25 protein-coding genes and 1 tRNA gene are annotated in these 25,451 nt (G+C 58.8%); 13 read left to right on the forward strand and 13 right to left on the reverse strand.

Annotation, left to right across the window (positions count from 1 at the left end; translation table 11 throughout):
* Positions 1-302: 302 nt before the first annotated feature.
* The 5 genes from H0O22_RS07180 (at position 303) to H0O22_RS07200 (ending at position 4,630) form a co-directional block, all read left to right on the forward strand.
* Entirely contained in the window at positions 303-1,028 is a 726-nt protein-coding gene (locus H0O22_RS07180) for a VapE domain-containing protein (RefSeq protein ID WP_185186057.1), read from the forward strand.
* Positions 1,029-1,174: 146 nt separating this feature from the next.
* A complete protein-coding gene (locus H0O22_RS07185) occupies positions 1,175-1,954 on the forward strand; it encodes a GTP-binding protein (protein WP_185186058.1) in 780 nt (259 codons plus the stop codon).
* A gap of 5 nt (positions 1,955-1,959) precedes the next feature.
* Positions 1,960-2,775: a metallophosphoesterase gene (locus H0O22_RS07190; RefSeq protein WP_185186059.1), complete on the forward strand. Its 816-nt coding sequence runs from the start codon at positions 1,960-1,962 to the stop codon at positions 2,773-2,775.
* Positions 2,775-3,485 carry a phosphoesterase gene (locus H0O22_RS07195; RefSeq protein WP_185186060.1) on the forward strand — a complete coding sequence of 237 codons (711 nt, stop codon included), beginning with the start codon at positions 2,775-2,777 and terminating at the stop codon, positions 3,483-3,485. The genes H0O22_RS07190 and H0O22_RS07195 overlap by 1 nt, the downstream gene beginning before the upstream one ends.
* Before the next feature lie 119 nt (positions 3,486-3,604).
* Complete coding sequence (locus H0O22_RS07200) at positions 3,605-4,630, forward strand: GTP-binding protein (protein ID WP_185186061.1); 1,026 nt, start codon at positions 3,605-3,607, stop codon at positions 4,628-4,630.
* A 75-nt stretch (positions 4,631-4,705) separates the two neighbouring features.
* Here H0O22_RS07200 and H0O22_RS13430 read toward each other — a convergent pair whose 3' ends face one another.
* Entirely contained in the window at positions 4,706-4,828 is a 123-nt protein-coding gene (locus tag H0O22_RS13430; RefSeq protein ID WP_370521415.1) for a hypothetical protein, read from the reverse strand.
* A 173-nt stretch (positions 4,829-5,001) separates the two neighbouring features.
* Positions 5,002-5,214 carry a hypothetical protein gene (locus H0O22_RS07210; RefSeq protein ID WP_185188454.1) on the reverse strand — a complete coding sequence of 71 codons (213 nt, stop codon included), beginning with the start codon at positions 5,212-5,214 and terminating at the stop codon, positions 5,002-5,004.
* A gap of 569 nt (positions 5,215-5,783) precedes the next feature.
* Between H0O22_RS07210 and H0O22_RS07215 the strand changes: the two genes are divergently transcribed.
* Positions 5,784-7,394 carry an iron uptake porin gene (locus tag H0O22_RS07215; RefSeq protein ID WP_185186062.1) on the forward strand — a complete coding sequence of 537 codons (1,611 nt, stop codon included), beginning with the start codon at positions 5,784-5,786 and terminating at the stop codon, positions 7,392-7,394.
* An 85-nt stretch (positions 7,395-7,479) separates the two neighbouring features.
* Here H0O22_RS07215 and H0O22_RS07220 read toward each other — a convergent pair whose 3' ends face one another.
* Entirely contained in the window at positions 7,480-7,710 is a 231-nt protein-coding gene (locus H0O22_RS07220; protein ID WP_185186063.1) for a hypothetical protein, read from the reverse strand.
* 67 nt (positions 7,711-7,777) lie between these two features.
* On the reverse strand, positions 7,778-8,479 hold the full coding sequence (locus H0O22_RS07225) for a Fe2+-dependent dioxygenase (RefSeq protein WP_255439199.1): 702 nt from the start codon (positions 8,477-8,479) through the stop codon (positions 7,778-7,780).
* A gap of 86 nt (positions 8,480-8,565) precedes the next feature.
* Here H0O22_RS07225 and H0O22_RS07230 point away from each other — a divergent pair, with 86 nt between their 5' ends.
* Positions 8,566-9,567 (forward strand): extracellular solute-binding protein, encoded by a 1,002-nt coding sequence (locus H0O22_RS07230; protein WP_185186064.1) that lies wholly within the window; start codon positions 8,566-8,568, stop codon positions 9,565-9,567.
* Positions 9,568-9,661: 94 nt separating this feature from the next.
* Here H0O22_RS07230 and H0O22_RS07235 read toward each other — a convergent pair whose 3' ends face one another.
* Positions 9,662-9,952 (reverse strand): tyrosine-type recombinase/integrase, encoded by a 291-nt coding sequence (locus H0O22_RS07235; protein WP_370521512.1) that lies wholly within the window; start codon positions 9,950-9,952, stop codon positions 9,662-9,664.
* Between the two features lie 221 nt (positions 9,953-10,173).
* Between H0O22_RS07235 and H0O22_RS07240 the strand changes: the two genes are divergently transcribed.
* Positions 10,174-10,833 (forward strand): glycosyltransferase family 2 protein, encoded by a 660-nt coding sequence (locus H0O22_RS07240; RefSeq protein WP_185186065.1) that lies wholly within the window; start codon positions 10,174-10,176, stop codon positions 10,831-10,833.
* A 432-nt stretch (positions 10,834-11,265) separates the two neighbouring features.
* On the forward strand, positions 11,266-12,048 hold the full coding sequence (locus H0O22_RS07245) for a glycosyltransferase family 2 protein (RefSeq protein WP_185186066.1): 783 nt from the start codon (positions 11,266-11,268) through the stop codon (positions 12,046-12,048).
* Between the two features lie 340 nt (positions 12,049-12,388).
* On the opposite strand, the gene H0O22_RS07250 is transcribed toward H0O22_RS07245, so the two are convergent.
* From H0O22_RS07250 to H0O22_RS07260, 3 genes are all read right to left on the reverse strand, one after another.
* Complete coding sequence (locus H0O22_RS07250) at positions 12,389-13,435, reverse strand: carbamoyl-phosphate synthase (RefSeq protein WP_255439200.1); 1,047 nt, start codon at positions 13,433-13,435, stop codon at positions 12,389-12,391.
* 496 nt (positions 13,436-13,931) lie between these two features.
* Complete coding sequence (locus H0O22_RS07255) at positions 13,932-14,102, reverse strand: hypothetical protein (protein WP_185186067.1); 171 nt, start codon at positions 14,100-14,102, stop codon at positions 13,932-13,934.
* Positions 14,102-15,058, reverse strand: a complete 957-nt coding sequence (locus H0O22_RS07260; RefSeq protein ID WP_255439202.1) for a tyrosine-type recombinase/integrase — start codon at positions 15,056-15,058, stop codon at positions 14,102-14,104. The genes H0O22_RS07255 and H0O22_RS07260 overlap by 1 nt, the downstream gene beginning before the upstream one ends.
* A 445-nt stretch (positions 15,059-15,503) precedes the next feature.
* Between H0O22_RS07260 and H0O22_RS07270 the strand changes: the two genes are divergently transcribed.
* Together H0O22_RS07270 and H0O22_RS07275 are read left to right on the forward strand one after the other, a co-directional pair.
* The gene (locus tag H0O22_RS07270; protein WP_185186069.1) at positions 15,504-16,673 is read left to right on the forward strand and encodes a class I SAM-dependent RNA methyltransferase; all 1,170 of its coding nucleotides are present in this window, start codon (positions 15,504-15,506) and stop codon (positions 16,671-16,673) included.
* A gap of 37 nt (positions 16,674-16,710) precedes the next feature.
* Positions 16,711-18,003, forward strand: coding sequence for a cation:proton antiporter (locus tag H0O22_RS07275; protein WP_255439203.1), 1,293 nt, complete (start codon positions 16,711-16,713; stop codon positions 18,001-18,003).
* On the opposite strand, the gene H0O22_RS07280 is transcribed toward H0O22_RS07275, so the two are convergent.
* Both H0O22_RS07280 and H0O22_RS07285 read right to left on the reverse strand, forming a co-directional pair.
* The gene (locus H0O22_RS07280) at positions 17,969-18,379 is read right to left on the reverse strand and encodes a phage holin family protein (RefSeq protein WP_185186071.1); all 411 of its coding nucleotides are present in this window, start codon (positions 18,377-18,379) and stop codon (positions 17,969-17,971) included. The genes H0O22_RS07275 and H0O22_RS07280 overlap by 35 nt on opposite strands.
* A complete protein-coding gene (locus tag H0O22_RS07285; protein ID WP_255439205.1) occupies positions 18,376-18,897 on the reverse strand; it encodes a hypothetical protein in 522 nt (173 codons plus the stop codon). Before H0O22_RS07285 ends, H0O22_RS07280 begins: the two co-directional genes overlap by 4 nt.
* Before the next feature lie 91 nt (positions 18,898-18,988).
* Here H0O22_RS07285 and smc point away from each other — a divergent pair, with 91 nt between their 5' ends.
* Positions 18,989-22,594: a chromosome segregation protein SMC gene (gene smc, locus H0O22_RS07290; protein WP_185186072.1), complete on the forward strand. Its 3,606-nt coding sequence runs from the start codon at positions 18,989-18,991 to the stop codon at positions 22,592-22,594.
* Between the two features lie 35 nt (positions 22,595-22,629).
* Positions 22,630-23,553 (forward strand): PRC-barrel domain-containing protein, encoded by a 924-nt coding sequence (locus H0O22_RS07295; RefSeq protein ID WP_185186073.1) that lies wholly within the window; start codon positions 22,630-22,632, stop codon positions 23,551-23,553.
* Between the two features lie 12 nt (positions 23,554-23,565).
* Here H0O22_RS07295 and msrB read toward each other — a convergent pair whose 3' ends face one another.
* The 3 genes from msrB to H0O22_RS07310 all read right to left on the reverse strand — a co-directional run bounded on the left by msrB (position 23,566) and on the right by H0O22_RS07310 (position 25,387).
* Positions 23,566-23,967 carry a peptide-methionine (R)-S-oxide reductase MsrB gene (msrB, locus tag H0O22_RS07300; RefSeq protein WP_185186074.1) on the reverse strand — a complete coding sequence of 134 codons (402 nt, stop codon included), beginning with the start codon at positions 23,965-23,967 and terminating at the stop codon, positions 23,566-23,568.
* 29 nt (positions 23,968-23,996) lie between these two features.
* On the reverse strand, positions 23,997-25,283 hold the full coding sequence (locus tag H0O22_RS07305; protein ID WP_185186075.1) for a glycosyl transferase: 1,287 nt from the start codon (positions 25,281-25,283) through the stop codon (positions 23,997-23,999).
* Positions 25,284-25,305: 22 nt separating this feature from the next.
* Positions 25,306-25,387 (reverse strand) — tRNA-Leu (locus H0O22_RS07310).
* Positions 25,388-25,451: the final 64 nt, after the last annotated feature.

The following is a 25,451-nucleotide window of genomic DNA, read 5'->3' on the forward strand; positions in this document are numbered from 1 at the left end:
CATTTCGAGGAGGCTGCCTTCTGTTTAGTATGAGTTGTATCTGAAGCGAACATCGTTAATTGGTGTCTTCTTGAGATCTGGCATTTCCTGAAGGCGAGATAACGAGAGGCTCCATCAGACTTCTTCCGCTAACACGGGGTTAGCGAACTCGTATCGCATGGCATTAGCTCCTCATCTTCGCCAGGAAAGCGCACACCGAGAAGGGCGGCGTCCCCACCGCCCCCTCGGCACCTAACCCGTCAGAACGAAGGCAGGCTTTGTAGGTGTCGGCCCCCTTGATAGCTCGGTCGCTAGCTACTGCCATGAGCAGAAGCACCTGCAACCGAGACGACTTCCTCAGGGATGCCACCGGCCACCGGCGCTTCCTAGTTATCGAGACCGGCCAAATCGATTGTGATCGGATTGAGGCTGATCGCGACCGCATCTGGAAAAGCGCTGCCCTGGCCTATCAGGCGGGCGAGCGTCCGTTCCTGACAGCGGAAGACCAGCAAGCCAGCAACCAGCGAAACAAAGGCTTCGAACTGGAGAACCCGTTCGAGGCAACCGTCGGTCGTTGGCTCCGGTACGGCACGATCCCGGGTGATCAGTTCACCTTCGATGAGTGCCTGGCGGGCATCGAACGGTGCAACCTTCAGGCGCCCGATCGCCACTACGTCAAAGAGGCATTGAAGGAGCACGGCTGCAAGCCGCCCAAGCAACAGACACGCCGCCACGGCGTGAAGGTCAGGCTGTGGACTCACTACCGTGCCGCCTCGGCAGCCTCACCATCTGCAAGGGGGCGTGAGGCGCCTCAACCAGCAGCGGCAGCAAAGAGTCCGGGCGATTTGTCTCATGCCTCACCTCCTTTTAGTGAAAGGAGTGAAGGACAAGAAACAGGGAGGCATCAACAGTCCCTGCCCGGTTGTGCGGAAAAGGGTGAGGCGGCGAGACAACAGCTCAAACCCCCTGTGGGATCTGGGTTCGACGTTGACTCGGACAACTCCAAGCCCGAGACAATCCCGCCGCTCAACCTCGATTGCTCGTTCTGAGAACTGACCAACTTGCTGAGACAGAACACCTAGCGGAAGATGCAAGCAACGCTCATGGCAAGCGACACCAAACTTCCATGGGGACGAGACAGGGCAGCGACGGAGGCCAATAATAAGAATGATTCTCGGATGTCGAGGAGGTTGCGATGGGCCAGGTGTGCCTGATTTCAGGCCCTCCGGGGTGCGGGAAAACAACTTGGGCGCTCCAAAGGCTTCAGCAGCATCAAGGCCCCTGCGCCTACCTGCGGCTGGAGGGAGAGAAGGCAGCGGGGCTTGAACAGGGGGAAGACAGCGGAATCGACCTGACCTGGCTCAAGGACCAGGTGCCCAGGCTTGAGGAACCGGCAACAGCCAACGCAACGGATCTGAAGCAGGACAACGATGGGCTGACCCTGATCGAAGTGCAGCAGTTCCATCCCCCCAGCAAGGAAGGAGTTGAAGGGCTGGGAGACGACGTTCGCTCCAAGCTGGAGGCCTTGCAGCTGCACCCCGACATACTCCTGCACTTCGGGCGAGACCCTGAATTGCCTGCAAAGGACACCCTGGAGTTCAGCAAGCTCGAGGCCTGGCACACCTCTCTTTCGGGTTGTGTTTGGGATCCCAACAGCCTGAGCAGCTTTTGGTTTGAACTCGTGAACGGTGCCTACGGCGATGTGTACCGCGCCAAAGGCCTGATGAATCTTCCTGACGGGCGGGCGTTTTTCTGCAATTGGATGGTGAGCCAGGAGTCGTCCCAGTTCCTTCCCCTGGAAGCCACAGCACCACCTCAGGGTCGCCCCAGTCGAACCTCAGAGCTCGTTGTTCAGGGCAAGGCACTCAACCCTGAAGCCATTCAAGCCACCATCAACGACTGTCTGCTCGCGGATGACGTGCTCGCCATGCAGCAACAACAGCTCCAGCAACAACAACCCACTTCGCAAGGCTGATTGACATGAACCACGCCGTCATCTCCTGTTTGCACGCCAACCTTGCCGCCGTGGAGGCGGTGCTCGACGACATCGACTCCCAGGGCATCCAAACCATCACTTGCCTTGGCGATCTTGTGGGCTACGGACCCCAGCCCAATGAGGTGGTGGAACTGGTACGTCAGCGCGAGATTCCCACCTGCCAGGGCTGCTGGGACGAGGACATCATTGACGGTCTGAATGCCTGTGAATGCAGCTATCCCTCCCAGCTGGCAGAACGACGAGGTCATCGCGCCCATCACTGGACAGCCGATCTGCTGACGGAGGAGAACAAGGCCTTTCTGGCTGAACTTCCGATGACACTGCGGCGCGACAAGCTGTTGTTTGTGCATGGAAGTCCGAACAGTCAGCACGAATATCTGTTGCCCGACATGAATGCCTTTGCGGCCCTTGAGCGGGTGGAAACAGCAGGGGCGGAAACCTTGTTCTGCGGCCACACCCACCAGCCCTATGTGCGCGAACTACGCCAGGGATCCATTCGGGTGAAGGTGCAACAACGTGATCAAGGCGCACCAACAGAACAGGAGATGGAACTGCCGATGCGGCGGATCGTTAACGCTGGTTCTGTGGGGGAACCGCGTCATGGAAGCACTAAAGCCACTTACGTCATCCATAACGACAACACCGGAGAGGTGACGATTCGTGAGGTCGACTACGACGTCGCCAAAACCTGTCGAGCGATCGTTGATGCGGGTCTACCGGAGGTGTTTGCCTGGAGGCTCAGCCACGGCTTCGAATATGCCGAGCGGGCTGAAGACGCCAGCCACGTGTGTGAGCGCTGATGGAACGCTGGGCCCTGGTGAGTGGTCTCCAAGGAGACCTGGATCTGTACGAACAGATTCAGAGAGAGTTGAAGCAACAACGGGGTGTTGCCAATCTCTTCGTTCTCGGTGATCTGATCGGATCACAACCCAAGTGCAATGCACTGCTCGAGCGTTTGAGGCAGCCGAAACGCGGTGATCTTCAGCCCGACTGCATCTATGGCTGGTGGGAAGAGCAACTTCTGGCGGAGTGTGGTTACCGCGGCGAACGGAAGGCTGAAGGCCTCAGAGCCGAGCAGGGCGAGGCGGCGGTTGGCGAGCTTCTTGCTGCGGTGGACCCCGATCATCTCAACTGGCTGGCATCGCTGCAGTTCGGCTTCATCGAACTCGACTGCGCTTTGATTCATGGCAGCTCTGCTGACGTCGGCGACCGGCTGACGGAAGACACTTCAGCCCTGGTGCTGCTGGATCGGCTGACACGGCTAGACGTGAACCGTCTGTTTACAGCGCGGTGTCGTCGTCAGTTCCGACTGGAGCTTTCCGGTGGGTCCATCCAATCCCACGTCAAAGACCATGCCGGTGAACAGCAAAGTGAGCAGGCTGTTCCCAAGCGAAGCGTGATCGGCATTGGCGGAGGGAAGCACTACACCCTCTATGACCCCGCCACAGATCACATCGAGTTTCGAATTGCGGGAGAACCTTCCAACGCTTCGGGGCGGGGCTTTGGCTGACAGCCATGTCTCGAGATGTTTAGTCGCACCAACTGCTGAGTGAGTTGCTCTCCTGATCACGAAAAAGTCATTTCACAACCTTTGATCTCAGAAATCACCTCTGTATTTTTTCTGACCCAATGACCACTACACCCGCCACTGCCAACGTCCCCGTCACCATTCTCAGCGGCTTTCTCGGAGCGGGAAAGACCACGCTGCTGAATCACATCCTGAGCAATCAGCAGGGGGTGAAGACCGCGGTGCTGGTGAATGAGTTCGGTGAAATCGGAATCGACAACGATCTGGTCGTCACCACCGATGAAGACATGGTGGCGCTGAGCAACGGTTGCATCTGCTGCTCAATCAACGACGAGCTGATGGAGGCGGTGGAACGGGTGATTGAACGCCCAGAACCACTCGATTACATCGTCGTCGAAACCACCGGTCTGGCCGATCCCCTGCCAGTTGCGATGACCTTCCTCGGCAGTGAGCTGCGGGACCAAACCCGCCTGGATTCGATCATCACGTTGATCGATGCAGAAAACTTCGACAACGTCGTGCTCGACACGGAAGTTGGCCGGGCCCAGGTTATTTATGGCGACATCCTGCTGCTGAACAAGTGCGACCTCGTCTCAGAGGAGCGGCTTGAGGCTGTCGAGCAGCAACTCAGGGACGTAAAGAACGACGCTCGGATCCTGCGGTCGGTAAAAGGAGATGTGCCTCTGCCCCTGCTGCTCAGCGTTGGACTGTTCGAATCCGACAAGGTGAGTTCCCCTGCTGACGATCCGAGCCTGGATCACAGCGACTGCGACCACGACCATGGCCACTGCAGCCATGACCATGGGCATGACCACAGCCATGAGCACGGTGACCATCAGGACATCGAGGGATTCACCTCCGTGTCCTTCCAAAGTGATGACCCCTTCTCCCTACGCAAGTTCCAGAACTTCCTCGACAACCAGATGCCCCAGGAGGTGTTCTGGGCCAAGGGAATCCTCTGGTTCAACGAAAGCGAACGCCGCCATGTGTTCCATCTGGCAGGCAAACGCTTTTCCATCGACGACACCGACTGGACCGGTGATCGCAAAAATCAATTGGTGCTGATCGGCCGCGACATCGACCACACCACACTGCGGGAGCAACTCCAAGCGTGTGTGGTGTATTGAGTCAGAGGCGTCGGTACTGGTGGTTCGAGTGACCGCGGAATCCTTTCTGGTCAGCGCCCAGGGCCATCATTCGATTTAGCGCCGTAGGTGGCCGCGGTGGGAGTTGTATCCGGTGCCGGTCATGTGATCGAGCTGCCGGATGCAGGCCACCACAGCGCCCGGGTTCTTCAGCTGCATCGCCTGCCCAGCTGCTGCCATCAACGTTTGGATTGACCAGGACAGCAGCTCCTGCCGGTCGATACCGCTCCCATCGATGTCGTCTTTGATCTGGGCCCAAGCCTTCTTCAGCAGCCGATAGCCCTGGCTTCGTGAGACCCCCCACTGTTGTCGCGCAAAAGAGACACAAGAGGAGTTGGGGTTGCCTTCCAGGATCAGTCGGTGCAGCTCGTCGACTCGGTCTCTGGTGACTGAGGCGGTCGATCGAGTTGTGCCATTTCCAGGTCCAGGACGTAAAGCAGCATTTCCCTGTGGGCCAAGGCCGTCATCCCGACAAACATCGGCACGAGCTTCTGCAGAACGCCCGGGTGGTGGGCTGCTGTTGCCGCAATCGCTTTTGCGACCGCCTGGACTTCGGAACTGATCATTCATTACAGCGCCAAAAGTCAGTCAGCTCTACAAGATTATAATGTTTTCATGCTAGATTTAGTCCGAGCAAGGGTCGGCTTAGCTCTACAGAAGGGATAGCTGGCTATTCACCACTAGCCCGCAAGAAGGGGGGCAGGTATTAACCACCCCCCCCCATTTTTGTTGGCCGTGGACGGCGCAAGAAGATTTAACGCAATAACGATTACGACCGAATGGACTCCAGTGCCACTCAGTCGTCATAGACCCGATCACAGGCCCGCAGATGTTCTGCTTTTCGTACGAAAAAGATTCCGCCGTCAGGCAACGACAGAGCCTCGGCACCTGCCGGCCATGTATTTATGGGACGCTAACGACAGTGCGGTGCGGTGGCCGCTGATCGAGGCGTGGGAAGCATGAACACTGCCTCTGCCTCTTCCTCAGGACAGGAACGGCTGCGAAGGCCATGCTGTCGCGAAGGACAGACAAATACCCGCCAACGTCTCTTTTGATACATCATCTCGCGTCATTGCGACCAACTCGCTTAATTGAAGGCACCAGACTTGCGAGAGCCTCTTTGGTGTGAGGACCAATGAAACTGTTCCAGAAGCTTCTTCTGGCGCCTGCAGCTCTGGGCCTTCTGGCTCCTGTCGCTGCAAACGCCTCTGACGTCAACATTGCTGGCCTGAGCCAGTACGGCACCGAAGAGCAGGTGACTTCGATCACCCAGTTCTCCGACGTGCAGCCCACCGACTGGGCTTATCAGGCACTGAGCAACCTGATCGAGCGCTACGGCTGCGTCGCTGGTTACCCCAACGGCACCTACCGCGGCAACCGTGCGATGACCCGCTATGAAGCGGCCGCACTGCTGAACGCTTGCCTCGACCGGGTCACTGAAGTGACCGATGAGCTCAAGCGCCTGATGAAGGAATTCGAGCGTGAGCTGGCTGTGCTCCGCGGTCGCGTGGACGGCCTCGAGGCCCGCGTCGGCGAGCTGGAAGCAACCAAGTTCTCCACCACCACCAAACTTCGCGGTAAGGCCGATTTTGTCATTGGCGGCGGAGCCTACACAGGGGACACTTCGGGGCTCACGACTTCGAGCGGTGCCTACAACGGTCAGGACACTGTCACCTTTAACTATCGCCTGACGCTAAACCTCGACACCAGCTTCACAGGCAAAGATCTGCTGTACACACGACTGCGTACAGGAAACTTCGGCAAAAACCTCTTCTCGGGTAAGGGTTACACCGGCAATCAGACGATGCTGGATGTTGCGAAGGAGACTGGCAATGTTGTCAAGGTAGATAAGCTTTGGTATCAGTTCCCCGTTGGCAACAACCTAAAGTTTTGGGTTGGTCCGCTAATCGAGAACTATTACATGGTGGGGAGTACGCCTAGCGTCTATCGCCAGATACTTAAGCAATTTAAGCTTGGTGGCTACTACGGCGTATATGGAGCAAGCACGGCACCTGGTGCTGGTGTTAGCTGGAAGCAATCCTACAAAGGCCGCAACACCCCCCGGTTCAGCGTCAGTGCGAATTACACCGCTAAGAACGGGACCAAGGGGGATAGCGGTATTGGTACTGCAGACTCGAAGGGTAAGTTTTTGGCTCAGGCCGGATACGGCACCAGCTCGTGGAACTTGACAGCCGCCTATGCCTACATTCAAAAGGGTGCAACGGTCGGCTATGGAACGCCACTGGGCGCAAACACCACTGTTGTAAGCAGTGGTGATGTTTCTGTTTCTCGTGGGTTCGACTCTGCCAATGCTGTTGCACTAAATGCATGGTGGAGACCTCAGAACCGAGGCTGGATCCCAAGCGTTAGTGCAGGCTGGGGGTTAACTGCATTCGAAAGCTCTGAAACCGAATTCAGCACTGGTGAAAAATTTCAATCTCAAGATTGGATGATTGGCTTGAATTGGGCTGACGCTTTTATCGAAGGAAATCTTCTAGGCTTTGCTATTGGTCAGCCCCAATTCGAAACGGTACGATCTGGCGGCACTACACCTGAAGACGGCAATTATGCCATGGAGCTCTACTACCAATTTGCAGTTTCAGATAACGTCACTGTGACGCCTGCGGTCTTCTATCTTTCTCGTCCCTTCGGTGAGCTGACTGGCACGAATGACACGTACGGTGGAACTGGCGCTAATTCCTTCGGCACTCTTGGAGCTCTGGTAAAAACAACGTTCAAATTCTGAACCTCACAAAATCATTGGCCTCCGAAAGGAGGCCTTTTTTTGGCCACAAAAAAGCCCTCGGCTAGGAGGGCTTCTGAAATAAGAACTACCAACAATTTTCACCTTCTCCAATCGGCACACAAACCTCTTCTTGCTCGGCTTGCTTCTTAAAGGCTTTCAGTTCAGCATCTGGCTTGGCCTCATCATCAACTTCTTGGTCAGTCGTCCACTCTTGAAAACCGCCTTGAGGCGAAGACTGGGAGAATGCAGGAAAAACTGGCTGGGTCGCGAGAGCTGCTGTCGCCGCCAAAAGAATTGCAGCAGGGGATTTTTTCATTGGGGTCATTGGATTGCCATAATTATAGACTTTATTGACTCATATGGAGCCCCTTGATACATCACTATCAGCTTGAAAGTCGTCTCATCGCATTCGTGTAAGCCTGAAACACAAGATCAAGTTCGTCACTCCTCCCATACTTTGCAAGGAGCGCTTTTGCACCCGCATTCAGAGAAAATAAGAGTTGACGGTCTTCGGCTGATTTGACGTAGCTTTCGATCCAGCCAACACAAGCGTACCTGACTCCTTCTTCTACTGTGGTGACCCGATGAATAGATGCACTTGAGTAGACAACTACATCACCCATACTCGGACGATAGCTTTCAGACGATTGAATACCTTGAATCTCCAGGCGCCCACCCTCATAAGCATCAGGATCGCTCAAGAAAACCGTAAACGAAAGATCTCTTCTGCCATAAGAAGTAAATGGGTTGTCCACATGCCAACCATAGCCATCACCAGGCTCATACTTCGAGAGCATCATGCTGTGAATTCGCCTGGGTATTGAAAATGCCTGAACAAGAGGGTTGGTCAGCAGCTTCTCTTTGATCGATAAGCAAATCCTGCGGGAAACCTCGCTCGATGGATCGAGCTGCTGGTTCTTTTTGACGAGTGACGCCTGAGGACCGGCACTCAAGACTCCATCGCGCCAACTGTCAAAGGTCTCAGCAAGTTCTTCATTGAACTTTCTAGACTCACCGCATGAGATCAGCTCTGCAGAAAGGACATCCATACGAGTATTGCCTTTCCTAAAGTTTAGTGCAGTCAAGGTGGAAGATCAGACCCGAGCAGGTGACATAAATCACCAGTACCCAGCCTGCCCTGATCTAAAATGAAGCAAGCAAGGTCTTTCAAGTGAAAAAATACATCATCGCCCTCCTTTCTCTTTGGGTGACTGCTCCAGCCCTGACCCAAGCAGCGGAGGTTCGTGTTTATTCTGGTCGTCACTATAATTCAGACCGAAAAGTCTTCAAGCAGTTCTCTGATCTGACAGGCATCCGTGTTCGCCTTCTTGAGGCAACAGGTGTCTCGTTAGTTGAACGCCTCAAACGCGAAGGAGATCGCGCCAATGCCGATGTGATCATTCTGGTCGATGCTGCACGAATTCAGTCAGCAGCAGATCAGGGCCTTCTACAGCCATCAGCTACCAGCGCCCTGGTTCGTCAGGTCCCAAGTGAGTATCGAGATCCCAAAGGAAGGTGGTTCGGAATGACGCGGCGCATCAGGGGAATTATTGTTAATCCAAGTCGTGTGGATATTGGATTGATTCGAAGCTACGAAGATCTTGCTTCTCCGGAACTTAAAGACAAGCTCTGCTTGAGAAAGAGACAAAATGTCTACAACCAATCGTTGGTAGCAAGCCAAATCGCTCTAAAAGGACCGACCAAAGCCAAGCAATGGCTTAATGGGATGCTCCGAAACGTTTCCGAGCCGTTCTTTTCTAGTGATACAGCATTGATACGGGCAGTCGCCCAAGGCAAATGCGGTGTTGGTGTTGTCAATCACTACTACTTGGCGAGGATGCAAGCTGGTGGGAATGGAAAACGAGATGCTGAATTGACGAAGAATGTCAGACTGATTCTACCCAGACCTGCACATGTCAACATTAGCGCCATCGGAATTGCTACCTCTGCCAAGAACTATAAGGAGTCAATCCAGCTAGCGGAGTTCCTAACCTCAAAACAGGGAAGTTCTGCTCTCGCGAGCTCTACCTATGAATACCCCATAATGGGAAGCAGTTCTTCTAACAAGCTCAGGGAATATGGAGACTTTACATCGGACGGGGTATCGATTAGCAATCTCTCGAAGCAGTTAAAACCAGCACTGGCTTTGATGACTCAAGTCGGCTGGAAGTAACTAAATACGAATTCAATCAACCCAAAGATTGGAGGAGCGATCCTGCGCGGCGCGTGAATCAAAGATTCACGCACTGCAAATCTCTACAGACGCTTCAGCTCAACCGCAGCGACGAACTATCTACAGGGTTAGCGGCAACGTACCCACCAGTCGTCGATGCCGACGACTGGCCCAGCGTGCACTGCAGCGTGAACACGTCGCACCCTCTGCGAATGGCATGGGTCGCGTGGGTGTGCCTGCACCGGTGCGGATGAAGCCGGACCCCAGCCTCTTGGCCCCACTTCGCCATTCGACCGGCGACTGCCTGACGGGTCAGGGGGCCGTCCCGACGGTCAGAAGGAAACAGCCATTCCTCCGCCTCGCCGCGGCCGAGCGACTCGAACAGCGCGAAGGTTTCACGTTATTTAGCGATTGATGTCAGCATGTTCTATTTAAGCATTTGAATGAATGCAGTCAGAGTTCAACGTAAAATCAGTACAGATTTGAAGCAACGACATGCATGTCCACTTCCTCATTCCCTGCTTTGGGGGTCAGATCTCGGAAGCTACCTTCACCAGTTTTGTGAGGTTCATATCCAAAGCACCACTGTGGGACCTGGAGTGGAGTATGGATACTTTGGTTAATGAAAGCCTGATTCCGAGGGGAAGAAATACTCTTGTAGCCAGAGCAATGCACAACACTCGTGCGACTCATCTGATGTTCCTAGATGCCGATATAGGCTTCGATCCAGAGTACATCCAGATGCTCCTTCAGGAGGATGTAGACGTAATTGGAGGTGGCTACCCAAAAAAGAGCCTACCAATCGATTACGTGCTTAATCCAATCAAAGATGGGGAGACTGACGATTCAAAGGCTGAAGTTAAACGCATTGGGACAGGCTTTCTTATGATTAAAAAAGAGGTTTTTTTTCGCATGGCAGAAAGCATGCCAGAACTAAAATATAGCGATGATTGCGGTCTTAACCCTGCAATCAATAAATATCTGTATGCATTTTTTGAATGCGGACTATTTGGGGAAAAAGTTTTCATGAGTGAAGATTGGATATTTTGCAATCGCTGGCGAAAACTTGGAGGGCGCATTTATATCTCGAAGCGATTTGTGTTAACGCACGTAGGAAACTATGCCTTCTCAGAAGCATCTCAGGCCGCTCTGATAACCAAGTTATGTTCTCAGTCTTCGGCTCCTACAATCACAACAGCAAATACCACCCCACAAACTACGCCATCTGCTTCCACCTCAACTTATACAGATTCGAATAATGGATAAACTAAGATCTCGAATACAATCAAAGCTTTAGATATTAAACAGCAAGCAAATCATATGGTAGTCAAAGGGTAAATTCATGCCATGTGTAAAACCACCAGCAAAACCAATATGCAAAGACTTTTACTCATCGCAACCGGAGATCTAAGAGTTCACCGCACTAGCTCATGCAAGATCACCGCAACATTGTCAGATCATTAGCAAGAAGTGTAAGAGCAGATATATCACTAACTCTCAAAGCGCAATGTGTGGATACCTATCCACATAGTAACAAGAATTGAGGAGAGACTATGCCTAATAGGGATACCATATTTTCGCAATCCTGGATGAGGGAAATAGCAAATAAGATTAAATCAATGCCTAGGGGATTTAATTTTGATCTCAGTCTTATAATCGTGGTGAGGATGATACCCTTTAAAGCTCCAATCCACTGAGATGCAGATTCCTAATACCGAGAGTGATGAGAGAATGAAAGGAGAGTGCATCGCCGTGATGGGCCCTAAAGGTGCAGCTGTAATCACGCCTTACCACAAAGAATCAATCCAAGTGCTTTGGAGATGCCACCTCAGCTGTTTACGGCAATATGGAGATTGGAGGTTGCGGCATGTGATGGTGGCTGATGGCCATCCACGTGAAGAAGTTGATGGGTGGGATGTTGATCACATCATCCTCCCCATATCGCACGGAGATAATGGCAACACTCCGCGATGCGTTGGAGCAATTTCCGCTATTAATCAGGGCTATTGGCCAATCCTCCTCCTAGATGCTGATAACTGGTTTCAGCCTTGGCACATCAACACGATAGAAAAACTCAGACAGCAGCACCCCAGTGCAGATGTTTTAGCAATGGGTCGGGTGTGTGCACTACCCGATGGCACACAGATTCCGGGCGTGTCCGAAGAAGATCTAGAACATCGCCATGTAGATACATCCTGTTATGTGTTTTACCCATCGTCGTTTCGTGTATTACCGATCTGGGGAATGATGCCACCATATCTGGGTCCAATTTGTGATCGGTTTATTCGGAAGTCGATCATAGAATTTGGCCTTGTTTTAGCAGGTACACATCACCCCAGCGTTGTCTTTACTGCTCACTACAGCTGGGCATATGAAGCGCTAAGTCGGCAAGCCCCAAATGATGTTCACGACATCGACTGGAAACAACTTCAAAGTGCATATAACGCCGATGAAGTTTATCAGCGCACGGGCTTGCACTAATCACTCACTCATGACTGACTCAAAATCCCTTAGAAGGCCAATCGCTTCGGGCATTAAACAAAGCGGGCGTATTTTGAAGTTATATGAATAGCCAAAAAGCCTCCGACATTGCATGGGTCTCATTTCATTAATCTCACCAATCAGTCAACACTTAAGTCAGGCTGAATCAACTCCATAAGCGCAAACTGCGAACGCTTGATCTTACTGAGGAGAAGCCTGAGGAGAAGCATTGGAGGTGATCACGCCACCTGGCCCGCCGCCGCCGCCGCCAAGGCTTTGCAACAACACCCCATACGAACTAATCCCACCGTTCGAAAAGCTCGAAACGGCATAGCTTTAATTAGGATGATGTTAGATTCCCTCCAGCAGCTGCATTGTTTACGCTCCCGCCTGGCCCGCCGCCGCCGCCAATGCTTTGCAAAAACACAGCCCAAGCGTTATCGGGATCGTCAACGGGACCGTCATGAACTCGTACATCCCTATTGCTTGGTGTTGATGTTAGGGCATTGATTACGGTGTGTCGATGAACATCTTTGCGCTTCACTGTTGTAGATGCACCACCAAAGCGAACCTTAAGATCTGCTGAAACTCTTGTATCAAATGCCTCGTCATAGGAGATATTCACTCCTGCCGTTAAGCCATTACTGATCTCATAAGCCAAGCGACCAAGAACGCCAGCACCATCAACCTCGCCCATATCTCCATTTTGGTAGTAGTAACCAACAGAAGCATTAACGGCTGGAGTGATGAAATAACCAACATCAAGGCCATAGGTATCCAGTGCACCACCTTGATAGAACCAGTTCAGTTTCTGCTCAGTATCACCAACAGTAATCAAGGCATAGGCATTAAAGTTCCAGTCATTAGAAACAGCTTCTGCATTAACAGCCACCTGCTGGAAGAAAGCACTCGTCTCAGCACCGCTGACATTGACGCCTGTATCGGTTCCACCTGTATTCATCGGACGGCTGTCATAGCCACCGTTAATACCAAACATCCAGCTGCGATCACCATTCAGCCAGCGATAACCAAGCCTTGAGGAGGTGCTGATCGTGGTGCCAGCAACATCGGTGTTGATGATGCTGCTCTCACCCTCACGATCAGCGAAGTTGATGTTGGCAAGGGCATCAAGAAACCAGACGCTGTTGTCACCAACAGAAAGCGGCCAAAACCCACCAATACCTGCTTGGTTTGGTGTTCCTGCTCCTTGCAATGCCCCTTGAATCCCAATGGTGGGCTTGACCACATCCTCAAGGCTGATGCTCATCACACCAAGGTCTTCTGCACCACTTGCTTCCTGGGCCGCTGCAGGCAGCAGTCCGCCATTGGAGAGTAACAATGCAGCAACACCACTCAGCGATAACGACAAGTGCAATGAACGCTGCATTGAAAAAGGTTGTTTAATTGCAGAATACCTGGCCTTGATGGCAGATGAGAGCTGAAATAGACGGTGTCAGCTTTGCCCTCACAAACGGACTAAAGGCTCACACCCAGCCGCGGCCATCAGCGTCTGAATTATACAGCTGGACGATCAGTTCGCGGTGGGCGATCAACACGATCCCCGCGAACAACGGCAATGCGTCGGGGTAGCTCCTGTGAATGGTAGAAAGCACTATTGAAACTTGCAGGAGCCGAGAATAAATCATTCATCTAGCAGCAACTTTCTATCCACTAAAACTACAGAGCAATCAGATACTACTGGCAAAATATAGAAGCGAGGAACGCCCTAGCATTCAATGAACAAGGGGCGCTGGCTTCCAAGGCCGCCCCCTTTTTTTAATGCTCGATTGTTACCGCGAGCGACCGCCCGGCGCCGTCAAAAATCAACTAAAGGCAACCAACAACAGCTGTTGATATAATTAGGGTTTTGATTGTTGCGAGAATCAAGCCCGGGCCTGGCGGAATTCCACCCACGCCTCACGATGAATTGCACAGCACTGCATACACATGCAGACGTAATTGGCATCAATGCCGATAAAGCCACCACCTCTCCAGTGGGTGTGCAGGGTGGTGCCCGGGAAAAGCCGAGCCAACTCGTCGTTAGAACGGCCCATCAACCCAGCCGGAGAGATGAACTCTCGCCAGGCTCAGCAAGAACGTAATTAGACGTGGTTCCCGTTGAGCTGTGGCCGAGCGTCGCCGAGAGCGTGAAAACGTCCACCCCCCGCCGAATTGCATGAGTGGCATGGGTGTGACGGCAACGGTGCGGGTACAGGTGCACGTCGGCAGCCTTTCCCCATCTGGCCATGCGAGCGGCCACCCCCTGCCGGGTCAATCGCCCATTCCTTTTATTACTTGGAAAGAGCCAGTCCTCGGGAGCGCCGCGGCCCAGCGACTCGAACAGCTCCAGCGTGGGGGTGCTGATGCGAACGGTGCGGGGCTTGCTGCCCTTGCCGAGGAGGTGAACCTGGCCAGCGCCATCCAGCGGCTCGATGTCCTTCCACTGCAAGCGGCACAGCTCGGACACCCGGCAGCCCAGGAGATAACTGCCCTTCACCATCACGAAGTCACGGCGGGCGGTGGTGCTGGTGGCGGCAGCTCTGGCGATGGTGGCCAGCACCATGCCGAGATCGTCCTCTGACATTGGCTTGGCCAGCTTCGGGACCATGTAGGTGGCGCGGCGCGGCATCGGATTCCGGGGGATGCCGGTCACGGCTGACCGCGTGGGCTCCGAGGCCCAGCGGTAGAGCGAGCTGATGGCAGCGATCCGGCGGTTGTAGGTCCGCGGCTTCATCAGGCCAGCGGCAACTTGTTCCCGCAGGGAGGACACCCAGTCATCCACCAGGGCCGGGTCCAACTCCCGCAGGTGCAGGTGGGGGTGCAGCTCATCTCGCCAGCGAACGAAATGGCGCAGCTCTCGGGCGTAGCCGTTGATGGTCTCCTGGCTCCCGGTGCGGCTGCACTGTTCGAGAAAACGCTTCAAGAGAAGGTCGTCTCCCCAGAGCACGGCCCCGGCCATGGCGGCGTCAAACAGACGCGAGACGTAGGCCAAAGCCTCCGCTTTATCCATGCCGCTGAAGACCGGCGGGATCTTGTCTAGATTTTTGTCTGGAAGCGAATTTGGAGGATCTGGCGTAATACCAAGATCCCCTGCACTGGAATGATTTGAAGGGGCCTCCCAGCCCCCATGGATCATTTGGTTGATAAGGCTGATCTGACCCCATCTCCCTTAATTAGGGTCAGGCAGCCACAGGGGCGGTCTGACGGGAGAAACGAACGATGTTGTTCGCTGTTACGGGTTCGCTCTAACCGAGCAGGCTTCAGTCACCCTCCTCATGCCCCGTCGAAACCATTGCAGCCCCTTGGAGTGGAGCTGAGCGGAATCGAACCGCTGTCCGAAACACTGGTGTGAGCCACCTAGTCCGGTCAAGACCGGACCCCCTCATTCTGCAGGGTGAACGCACAATGAGAGAGACCGCCCGATGGACGGGTGACCGACCGCCTTCATCGATGACATGACAGAGGCCTGGCGCCAGCAGTCCCATCGCCGCAGCGGCCTCATCCAAGGGATTGCGGTGCTCCCCCAGGGCCTCGAGGAGATTGGCGCTGAGGAGCTCATCAAGCTGGGGGCCAAGCAGGTGGAACCCCTGCGGCGTGCCGCGGCCTTCGAAGCGGACATGGCTTGCCTCTATCGGCTGCATCTGCAATGCCGTTACCCCTTCCGCTTCCTCCGGGAAATGGCGCGGTTCCCCTGCCATGACCGCGAGTCGCTCTACTTCGGCATCCAGAACGCCCTCGACTGGGAGCGCTGGCTGCACCCCTCCATGAGCTTCCGCGTCGATGTCAGCGGCAGCAATCCAGGGCTCAGCCATAGCCACTACACGGCCCTGCAGGTCAAAAACGCTGTTGTCGATCTGCAGCGGAACCTCTGGGGTGAGCGCTCCTCCATCGATCTTGAGGAGCCGGACCTCTCCCTCCATGTCCACCTCAACCGCCAGGAAGCCCGGCTCAGCCTGGATGGCTCCGTCGGCAGCCTGCATCGCCGGGGCTACCGCAGCGCCATGGGCCTCGCCCCCCTCAAAGAAAACCTGGCCGCCGGCTTGGTTCGCCTCACTGGCTGGGATGGAACGACTCCCCTGGTGGACCCCCTCTGCGGCTCGGGCACCCTCTTGATCGAAGCCGCCAGCTGGGCCCTCTCCCAAGCCCCCGGCCTGCATCGCCCCTTTGCCCTCGAGGGCTGGGCCGACTTCAACGCCGAGCTCTGGGAGGAGGAACAACGGCGCGCCCAGGCCCGGGAGCAACCCCTCAGCACCCTGCCCGTGCTGCTGGGCTGCGAGCAGAACGCGAGCGTCGCCGATCAGGCCCGCCACAACGCCCAGGCCGCCGGCCTGGACGAGGCGATCACGATCCAAACCGGCGACTTCCGGACGCTGGAGCCCCCCAGCGGCCCCGGGGTCCTGGTCTGCAACCCGCCCTATGGCGAGCGGATCGGCGAACGGGAGGAACTCGAGCAGCTCTACGCCGATCTGGGGGCCATGGTGAAAGAACGCTGCAGCGGCTGGAGCCTCTGGCTGCTGAGCGGCAACCCGGAGCTCACCGGAGCGCTGCGGATGAAAGCCAGCCGGCGCATTCCCGTGAGCAATGGCGGCATCGATTGCCGCTGGCTCCACTACGAGATCCGTTAACACCATGGGGCATGTGCTGGCGAGTACCCAGGGGCTCATGAGCGTCCCGCTTGAGATTCAACTGCTGTTTATCGGCGCGGTGTATCTCGGCACATTGATCATCAGTCGCTTCTCGATTCGGATTGGCCTTCCCGCCGTCCTTGGCGTCCTGCTCTTAGGGCTCCTGATCAATCTCCAGATCCTGGATGTTCATCCCTCGGAGGTGGAGCGTCTCCAGACCTTCTCCCTGGCCCTGCTGCTCTTTTATGCCGGCCTGAAAACAGACATCCAAGCCATCCGGGGCTTCCTGAAGTACGGACTCGTCCTCGCCATTGCCGGGGTCGCCATCTCGACCCTGGTGCTGGGGGCCGCCATCGTCTGGCTGACCTCCCAAAGCGGCAGCGCGATCACCCCGGGACTCGGCAACGCCATCCCCCTGGGGGCCGCACTTCTAGTGGCCGCCTGCCTGGGGTCAACGGATGCCGGCGCGACCCTCGGGGTCCTGCGCCAAGTCCAACGCCATGTCCCTCAAAAGGTGCAGGACCTGATGGAATTCGAGTCCTCGGTGAATGACCCTTCGGCGCTGATTTTGTTCAGCGTTGCCGCCAGTCTCTTCACCGTTGGCGTGCAAGGCCAAGCCTTGCCAGAGGTGATCATCAGCGCCTTCTCCAGCTTGCTGCAAAAGACCGGCTCTGGCGTCTTAGTGGGCCTGGGCTTCGGCTACATCGCCCGCTTGATGATTAACCGCTTAGTGGTCGATCGCGAGCAACTGCTGATCGTGGCGATCTCCATCGCCTTTATGGATTACGGCTGCACCCAGATTCTCGGTGGATCTGGATTTGTCGCGGTCTATATCACCGGTCTCCTAATGACCAACGAGCACTACAACCAACCGGAGATCAATCACCAAAGCATCCAAGACGTATTGCTGCCGTTCAACACGATGACGGAGATCAGCATCTTCTTCATTTTCGGCTTGCTGGTGAATCCGAATCAGCTGCTGCCGGCCCTTCCCGCCGGCCTAGCCACCGCCGCGGTCCTCATGCTCGTCGCCCGCCCCTTGAGCGTCCTGGTCTTCCAACAAATGTCGCCCTTCAGTTTTAAGGAGTCGCTATTGGTGGCCTGGTGCGGCCTGCGCGGTGCGGTGCCCCTGGCGCTCTCCTTCAACGTCATGACGGCCATCCCGATGCTGCGGGGCGTGCCCAGCGACACCAGCGCCGTCCTGCTGGCCCAGAACTGCCAGGCCATCATCTTCATCACGGTGATGCTGAACCTCAGCCTGCAGGGACTGTCCCTACCGAGCCTCTGCCGTTGGCTCAGCGACCGACCAACGCCCGCGTCGTCTTCGTAAGCCCCGCCAGCGTTTCAGGCAGGTAGGGGCCCTTCGTCATCAGGCCGCCGATCCGCAAGAAGAGTCCGCTCAAGAGCAGGTTCATGCCCATCACCCCGAGGGCGGCATGGATCCAGCTCCAAGCCCAGCTCTGATGCAACCAAACCAGGAGCGCCACATCGGCCGCTAACCAGGCCATCAGCAGCGCCGAGAACCCGGCCATCAGCAGGACCACACCGCCGATCAGGCGGCGCTTCTCCCGATCGGCCTCCTTCAGGGCGATGCGGACATGCAGGTCCATCACCGAGGCCACCAGACCGGTGATCCGAGACGCCGCCTTCAGGGGCACCCCACGCCGCGGCGCATCTTGCGGGGAAGAAGAGTCGGAGCTGGTCATGACGAACGGCGGCCGGAGAGCATCAGACCCAACAACAAACCCACTCCAGCAGCCAAACCCAAGGCCATCAAGGGGCGCTCCCGCACGGGTTTCTCGATGCGCGGCCGCAGATTCGTATTGAGGTCGTCGAGTAACTGCTCCAGCTGCTCCTCCAGGGGCCGCAGGGAATCCGCCCATTGCTGGGCCTGGTCCTCGCCGAGGGTCAGCAGATCCAAGAGCTGATCCTTCACACCGTCACTGGTGCGTCCGGTCTGGCGAGCGATCACCTCGACCACGGTGTCCAAGCTGCCGCGGGTGGCCTCCAGGGTGTGACGAGCCACCTCGGGCCACTCCCGCTGAATCGTCGGCAGGAACTGCTCAAACTGCTCGCGGAACAGGGTCGCGACCGGGGAAACGGGCTCGCTCTCAGGCTGCCCGGTTTCAGGCGGCTCGTCTGGTTCCGGCTCGATCTTGGCCCGCCAGGGCTGCTCCGGCATCGGCTCGTGGGGGACACCGTTGCTGGTCGTGCCTGAGTCCATGGGGCCTTGGGACAGCCACCACACCGTAATGACCATGCCTTGAAATCGACAGCGGGTCGGCTACTTTTCTGGTGCTCGACGCTCGGGCCTGTTGGTTCACATCAATCAGGTAGAGCTGACCCACTTCAAGTCCTTTGGCGGATCGATGTCGATCCCACTGGACGAAGGGTTTACGGTGGTCACCGGCCCTAATGGTTCGGGCAAAAGCAACATCCTCGACGGCGTCCTCTTCTGCCTGGGCCTCGCCAGCAGCCGCGGGATGCGGGCTGAGCGACTCCCTGACCTCGTCAACAGCTCCAAGCTGAAGCAGGGCAAGGCCGCCGAAACGGTGGTCTCGGTTCGCTTTGACCTCAGCGACTGGCAGCCCGATGAGGCCGAACAGGGCCTTGAGGCGCCCCAAGAGGGTCCCTGGATCAAACCCGGGCAAACCGAGTGGACGGTGACCCGCCGGCTGCGCATCGCCCCAGGCGGCACCTACGCCAGCACCTACAGCGCCGACGGCGTCCCCTGCAATCTCCAGCAGCTCCAAACCCAACTCCGGCGCCTGCGGGTGGACCCCGAGGGCAGCAACGTCGTCATGCAGGGCGACGTGACCCGCATCGTCTCGATGAGTTCCCGGGACCGCCGCGGAATCATCGATGAGCTGGCCGGGGTGGCCCTCTTTGACTCCCGCATCGAGCAGACTCGCTCCAAGCTCTCCGACGTCCAAGACCGGGAAGAGCGCTGCGCCATCGTCCAGCAGGAACTGCTGGTCTCCCGCCAGAAGCTCGAGCGGGACTGCGCCAAGGCCCGCACCTATCAAGAGCTGCGGGACCGCTTCCAGCGGGGCCGGCTCCAAGAGCAAGTGCTGGGCTTTGAGCAGGCCGAGAGCCAGTTCAAGCAACTGCAAAGCCGCCAGGAGGCGCTGAAACGCCAGCAAAAGAGCGAGCGCCAAAGCGTCAGTGAAGGCCGCACCGCCCTCGAAAGCTCAGCCAAGGCCCTCGAGGCGCTGCAAGCCGAGGTCAAGGCCCTCGGCGAAGACCAGCTGCTGGCGGTGCAATCGGAGCTGGCGGGTCTGGAGGCCAGCGCCCGGGAGCTCAGCCGCCAAGCCGAGAAGCACCAGCAGGGCGCCGAAGAGCTGCAGCGCCAACGGATGGAGCTGGGCCGCCAGCAGGCCGACCTCAAGCAACAGCAGAGCCAGCTGAACAGCGCCGACGACCAAGCCAGCCTCGAGCAGGCCGAAGCCAACTGCCGCAGCGCCGAAGCCGCCGTCGAACTCTCCCGCCGGCGCCTCGGGGAAGTGGCCGGCCGTAGCGGCAGCTGGCTAGAAGAACAGAAACAGCGCAGCCGCCAGCGCCAGGACCTCCAGGCCAAGATCTCCCCGCTCCAGGCCGAGCAACAGCAACTCGTCGAGCGCCTGCGTCAGGAGCAGGAGCGCCTGGGCGAACTCCAGGAGCAACTCCAACAGGACGCCGCCAGCAGCGATGGGGTCTCCAGCTCCCTGACCGCACTCGAGCAGGAGTGGCAACAGCTCCTCGACGACCTCAAGACCCAGCAGACCCGCGCCCAGGAGCTCGCCGAAGCCCTCGCCCTCCAGCAACGCACCCGCCAGCGGCTCGAACAGGAACAGGTCAACCTGGAGCGGGAGATCGCTCGGATGGAATCCCGCCGCGAGACCATCCAGGAAAGCCGCGGCACCGGGGCCCTGCGCCTGCTGCTGGAGGCCGGACTCGAGGGCATCCATGGTCCCGTCGCCCAACTCGGCGACGTGGAGGAAGCCCATCGCCTCGCCCTCGAAGTGGCCGCCGGGGCCCGCCTCGGCCAGGTCGTGGTCGATGACGACCGCATTGCGGCCCGGGCGATCGACCTGCTCAAGAGCCGCCGGGCGGGACGGCTGACCTTCCTGCCCCTCAACAAGATCCGCGGTGGCGGTGGGGCGATGCGCAATGGCGCCGCCTTCGAGCGGGGCGGTGGTGCCGTCGGCGGCGACGGTTTGGTGGGGCGCGCCGTGGAACTGGTGCGCTTCGAGCCCGTCTATGGCGAGGTCTTCCGCTACGTCTTCGGCGACACCCTGGTCTTCCGGGACCTCGCCAGCGCCCGCCGCGAACTGGGCCGCTGCCGCGCCGTCACCCTCGATGGCGAACTGCTCGAGAAGAGCGGGGCCATGACCGGCGGCTGCTTCCAGCAGCGCGGCAACCAGCTGAGCTTTGGCGCGGCCAGCGACGCCGATGAAGCCGAGCCCCTGCGCCGGCGCCTGCTGGAACTCGGTGAAACCCTGCTGGCCTGCAAGCGCAAAGAGGCCGAGCTCGGACGAGCTCTTGAGGAACTGCGCCCGCAGCTCAGCCGCCTCGAGCAGCGCAAAGCCGCCCTGGAGGCCGAACGCACGGCAGCCCAACGGGCCCATGGCCCCCTGCAGGAGCGCCGCGATCAACTGACGGCACGGATCAAGCAGATCGAGACCGACCTCAGCGGCGGTCAGCAGCGCCTGCAGACCATCGCCACGGAACTCAGCCCGCTGCAACAGGCCCTGCAGGAACTGGAGGCCAGCGAAGCCAGCGCCCAGGCCAGCGGCGACAGCGAGCGTTGGCAAGGGCTCCAGCAGGATCTCGAAGCCGCCGATGCCGCCCTGACCCAGGCCCGGCAGGAACGGGACAACTTGCTCGCCGCCCGCCGGGAGCGGGGACTGGCCGCGGAGCGGGTCAGCAGCCAATTGCAGGCCCTCGGCGGCGAAGAACAGCGGCTCGCCCAGGCCGTGAACGCCCTGATCGCCGAGCGCAGCCAATGGAAGGAACAGCACCAGGCCGACCAGCAGAAGCGCAGCGAGCTCGAGGCCAAACAACAGGAGCTGCAAACCCGCTTCGGGGAACGGCGCCGCGCCCGCGATGAAGCGGAGGTGCAACTCGCCAAGCAGCGCCAGGCCCTACAGCAGCAGGAGTGGGAGCTCCAGCGCCTCGGCGAAGAACTCCTGGCCCTGGCCGAGGAGGAGCGCAGCAGCGGCAGCCGACTTGAACAGCTGCAGCGGGAACTGCCTGATCGCTTGCTGGAGATTCCCGATGAGGTGCGCGAGAACGGCCTCGAGGCCCTTCAGGCCGAACTGAAGAGCCTGCAGCAGCGGATGGAAGCCCTCGAGCCGGTCAACATGCTTGCCCTGCAGGAGCTCGAGGAACTGGAGACCCGGCTGGCGGACCTGCAGGAGCGCCTGGATGTCCTCTGCAAGGAGCGCGAGGAATTGCTGCTGCGGATCGAGACCGTGGCGACCCTGCGCCAGGAGGCCTTCATGGAGGCCTTCAACGCCGTCGATGGGCACTTCCGCGACATCTTTGCGGGCCTCTCCGATGGTGAAGGCTTCCTCCAACTCGAGAACCCCGAGGCCCCTCTCGACGGGGGCCTGAACCTCGTGGCCCACCCCAAGGGCAAAGCGGTGCGCCGCCTGGCCTCCATGAGCGGCGGCGAGAAGTCCCTGACCGCCCTGAGCTTCCTCTTTGCGCTGCAGCGCTTCCGTCCCTCCCCCTTCTATGCCCTCGATGAGGTCGACAGCTTCCTCGATGGCGTCAACGTGGAGCGCTTGGCCGCCTTGATCGCCCAGCAGGCCGATGCCGCCCAGTTCCTCGTGGTCAGCCACCGCCGTCCGATGATTGGAGCGGCCACACGCACCATCGGTGTGACCCAGGCCCGCGGTGCCCACACCCAGGTGGTGGGATTACCCCAAGCGGCGTAACCAAGCCCGACCCGCTTTTCGGTCACAATGCGCCCATGACAAGCACCCCACCCGGAAGCGACCCCGCGGCCACCCCGAGCGATCGCCTTTGGCTGCGCTCGGAGCTGATGGGCACCCAGGTGATCACCCGCGACACCGGACGGCGTCTGGGTGTGGTGGGCGAAGTCGTCGTCGATATCGACCGCCGCGAGGTGGTCTCCCTGGGCCTGCGCGACAACCCGCTGACCCGTTTCCTGCCGGGCCTGCCCCGCTGGATGCCCCTGGAGAGCATTCGCCAGGTGGGCGACGTGATCCTGGTGGATTCCGCGGACTCCCTCTCCGAGAACTTCGATCCGGACCGCTACTCCCGGGTGATCAACTGCCAGGTGATCACCGAATCCGGCGAACAGCTCGGCCGGGTGCTGGGCTTCAGCTTTGACATCGAAACCGGCGAGCTCACCACCTTGGTGATCGGGGCCGTCGGCGTCCCCCTGCTCGGGGAAGGGGTGCTCAGCACCTGGGAGCTGACCGTTGAGGAGATCGTCAGCAGCGGACCCGACCGGATCATTGTTTACGAGGGCGCCGAGGAGAAGCTGAAGCAACTCGGCACCGGTCTGCTGGAGAAGCTGGGCGTCGGTGGCCCCAGCTGGGAGCAGGAAGAGCGCGAGCGCTACCGCCTCAACATGGTTCCGGTTGAGAACCAGCTGGCCGCCGGCCAACCCACGGCCCAAGAAGAGCAGCGCCGCATTGAACCGGCCACCAACCGCCGCTTCGAGCCGGAAGAGGATTACGACTACGTCGAGGTCGAGCAGCGCCGCGAACGGGAGCCCCTGCGCCAGCGCCGCTATCTGGACGATGAGCCCGCGCCACGCCGCTACGTGCGCGATGAGTCCCCGCTGGACGTGGAGCCCTATGAGCCCTACGACGAGCGGGCACCCATGCCGCGGCGGCGGGAGCCCTCCGGCGGCGATCCCTGGTAATCGGGGAAGGGCCTAGCCCTTCTCCTCCTCGAAGTTCAGGGACGCCGAGTTCACGCAGTAACGCAGCCCGGTGGGTGTGGGTCCGTCGTTGAAGACGTGGCCCAGGTGGGCGTCGCAGTTGGCGCACTTGATCTCGGTGCGGACCATGCCGTGGCTGGTGTCCGAGTGGGTGCTGATGGCGCCCTCCTTGGCACCATCCCAGAAGCTCGGCCAGCCGGTGCCCGAGTTGAACTTGGTCTCGGAGCTGAAGAGCTCACTGCCGCAGCAGACGCAGCGGTACATGCCCTTCGCTTTGTTGTCCCAATAGACCCCGGTGAAGGCCCGCTCGGTCCCCCCCATCCGGGCCACCTGGAACTGCTCAGGGGTGAGCTTCTCGCGCCATTGCTCGTGGTCGTGCTGGGCGGCGTCAGCCATCGCTGGGGATCCTGCGGATTGCGCTCAAGCTAGGCAGCGTCCCGAGGGGCCGGCGGCAGCAATTCCCGCACCATCCCGGCCAGGGCCGCCACGGCACCGGGCTGCCCGCGCAGGCTGCGCAGGTCCTCTCGCATCCCCTCCAACCGCTGGGGATGGGCCAACCAGTCGGCGGCTTCCGCGGCGATCTCCTCCGGTGTGATCGCCCCTACCCGCTCGGGCACCACCTGACGTCCCGCCGAGATGTTCGGCCAGGCCAAGAAGCCGTGGTTGCGCATTCGCCAGGCGGTCAAGGCCGCCCCGAGCAGCCAGCGCAATAGGGGCAAGCGAGCCAGGATCCCGATGCCCCCATCCCAGGCCTGCATCACATGCAGGTGCTGCGTGGGCACCAGAACGATCATCGGGACCCCCAGGGCCCCCAACTCCGCCGTGTTCGCCCCGACCGTGGTCAGCGCCAATTGGCATTGACTTAGCACCCCATGGGCGGGCTGCTCCTCCACCAAACGAATCCGTGAGCCGGCGGGGGTGACCAGGTCCTCGCCCTCGAGCCGTGGCTCCCCGGAGCCGTAGTGCTGGGCAATCGGATTGGCGGCGCTGCCATAGGCCAGCAACTCTTGAACGCTCGTGGTGGGGGCTACGGGCAGCAGAAAGCGGCAGCCGGGCCGCTGGGCAGCCAGGCGATCGGCGGCCTCCAGCAGAAACGGCATCCCCACCTGGAGCTTTGCCCGCTTGGATCCGGGCATCAACGCCACCCATTCCCCCTGGGGCAGGGGGCGCTCCGAACGGGCGGCGTCCGAGAGGTCGGCCATCAGGTCCCCCACCACTTGGCACCGGGGCTGCCAGCGGCGGGAGAGGCGATCCGCGGCCGCAGGCCCCATCGCCGCAATCCGGTCGTTCCAGCGGGGCCAGCGGGCCACCCATTCGGCATAGGTGATGTGGCGATAGCCCAGGCGGGCCGAGAGCAGCACCGTCCAGAACTGATCACCGCCAAGGAAGACCACGACACCGCGCCGGGGCCAACGCCCCGGGCGCAGCAGCAGGCTCCAGAAGCGTTTGGCGGGGCTGATCCGCTCAAACAAACCCATCCGGTCCGCCACCTGGTGCTCAATGCCCGTGGCGTTCGGGCAGGGAACCAGCACCAGCTGGAGGGCCATCTCCGCCCCAGGTGTCACCGGGCGCAGGGCCAATTCACGGTGCAGGCGCTGGGCCAGCGGGCGCACCCATGTGGCCAGTTCGCCAGGGCCATTGCAGACCAGGACGATGCAGGCAGAATCGCTCCCGCCAGGGAACGAAGGCTGGGGCTCAGCGGCGGCAGGCATCACGCTGCGGAGCTTTCAACAATGCGGATGGCGAGACTTGAACTCGCAAGACCGAAGTCACACGCCCCTCAAACGTGCGTGTCTACCAATTCCACCACATCCGCGTGGTAGTGAACGTCCATGCCAGAACGATGTTCTGGGCTGGATTCTCGGGGGGAGTCCACCACC

The sequence above is a fragment of the Synechococcus sp. LTW-R genome (assembly GCF_014217875.1).
GTDB lineage: Bacteria > Cyanobacteriota > Cyanobacteriia > PCC-6307 > Cyanobiaceae > Vulcanococcus.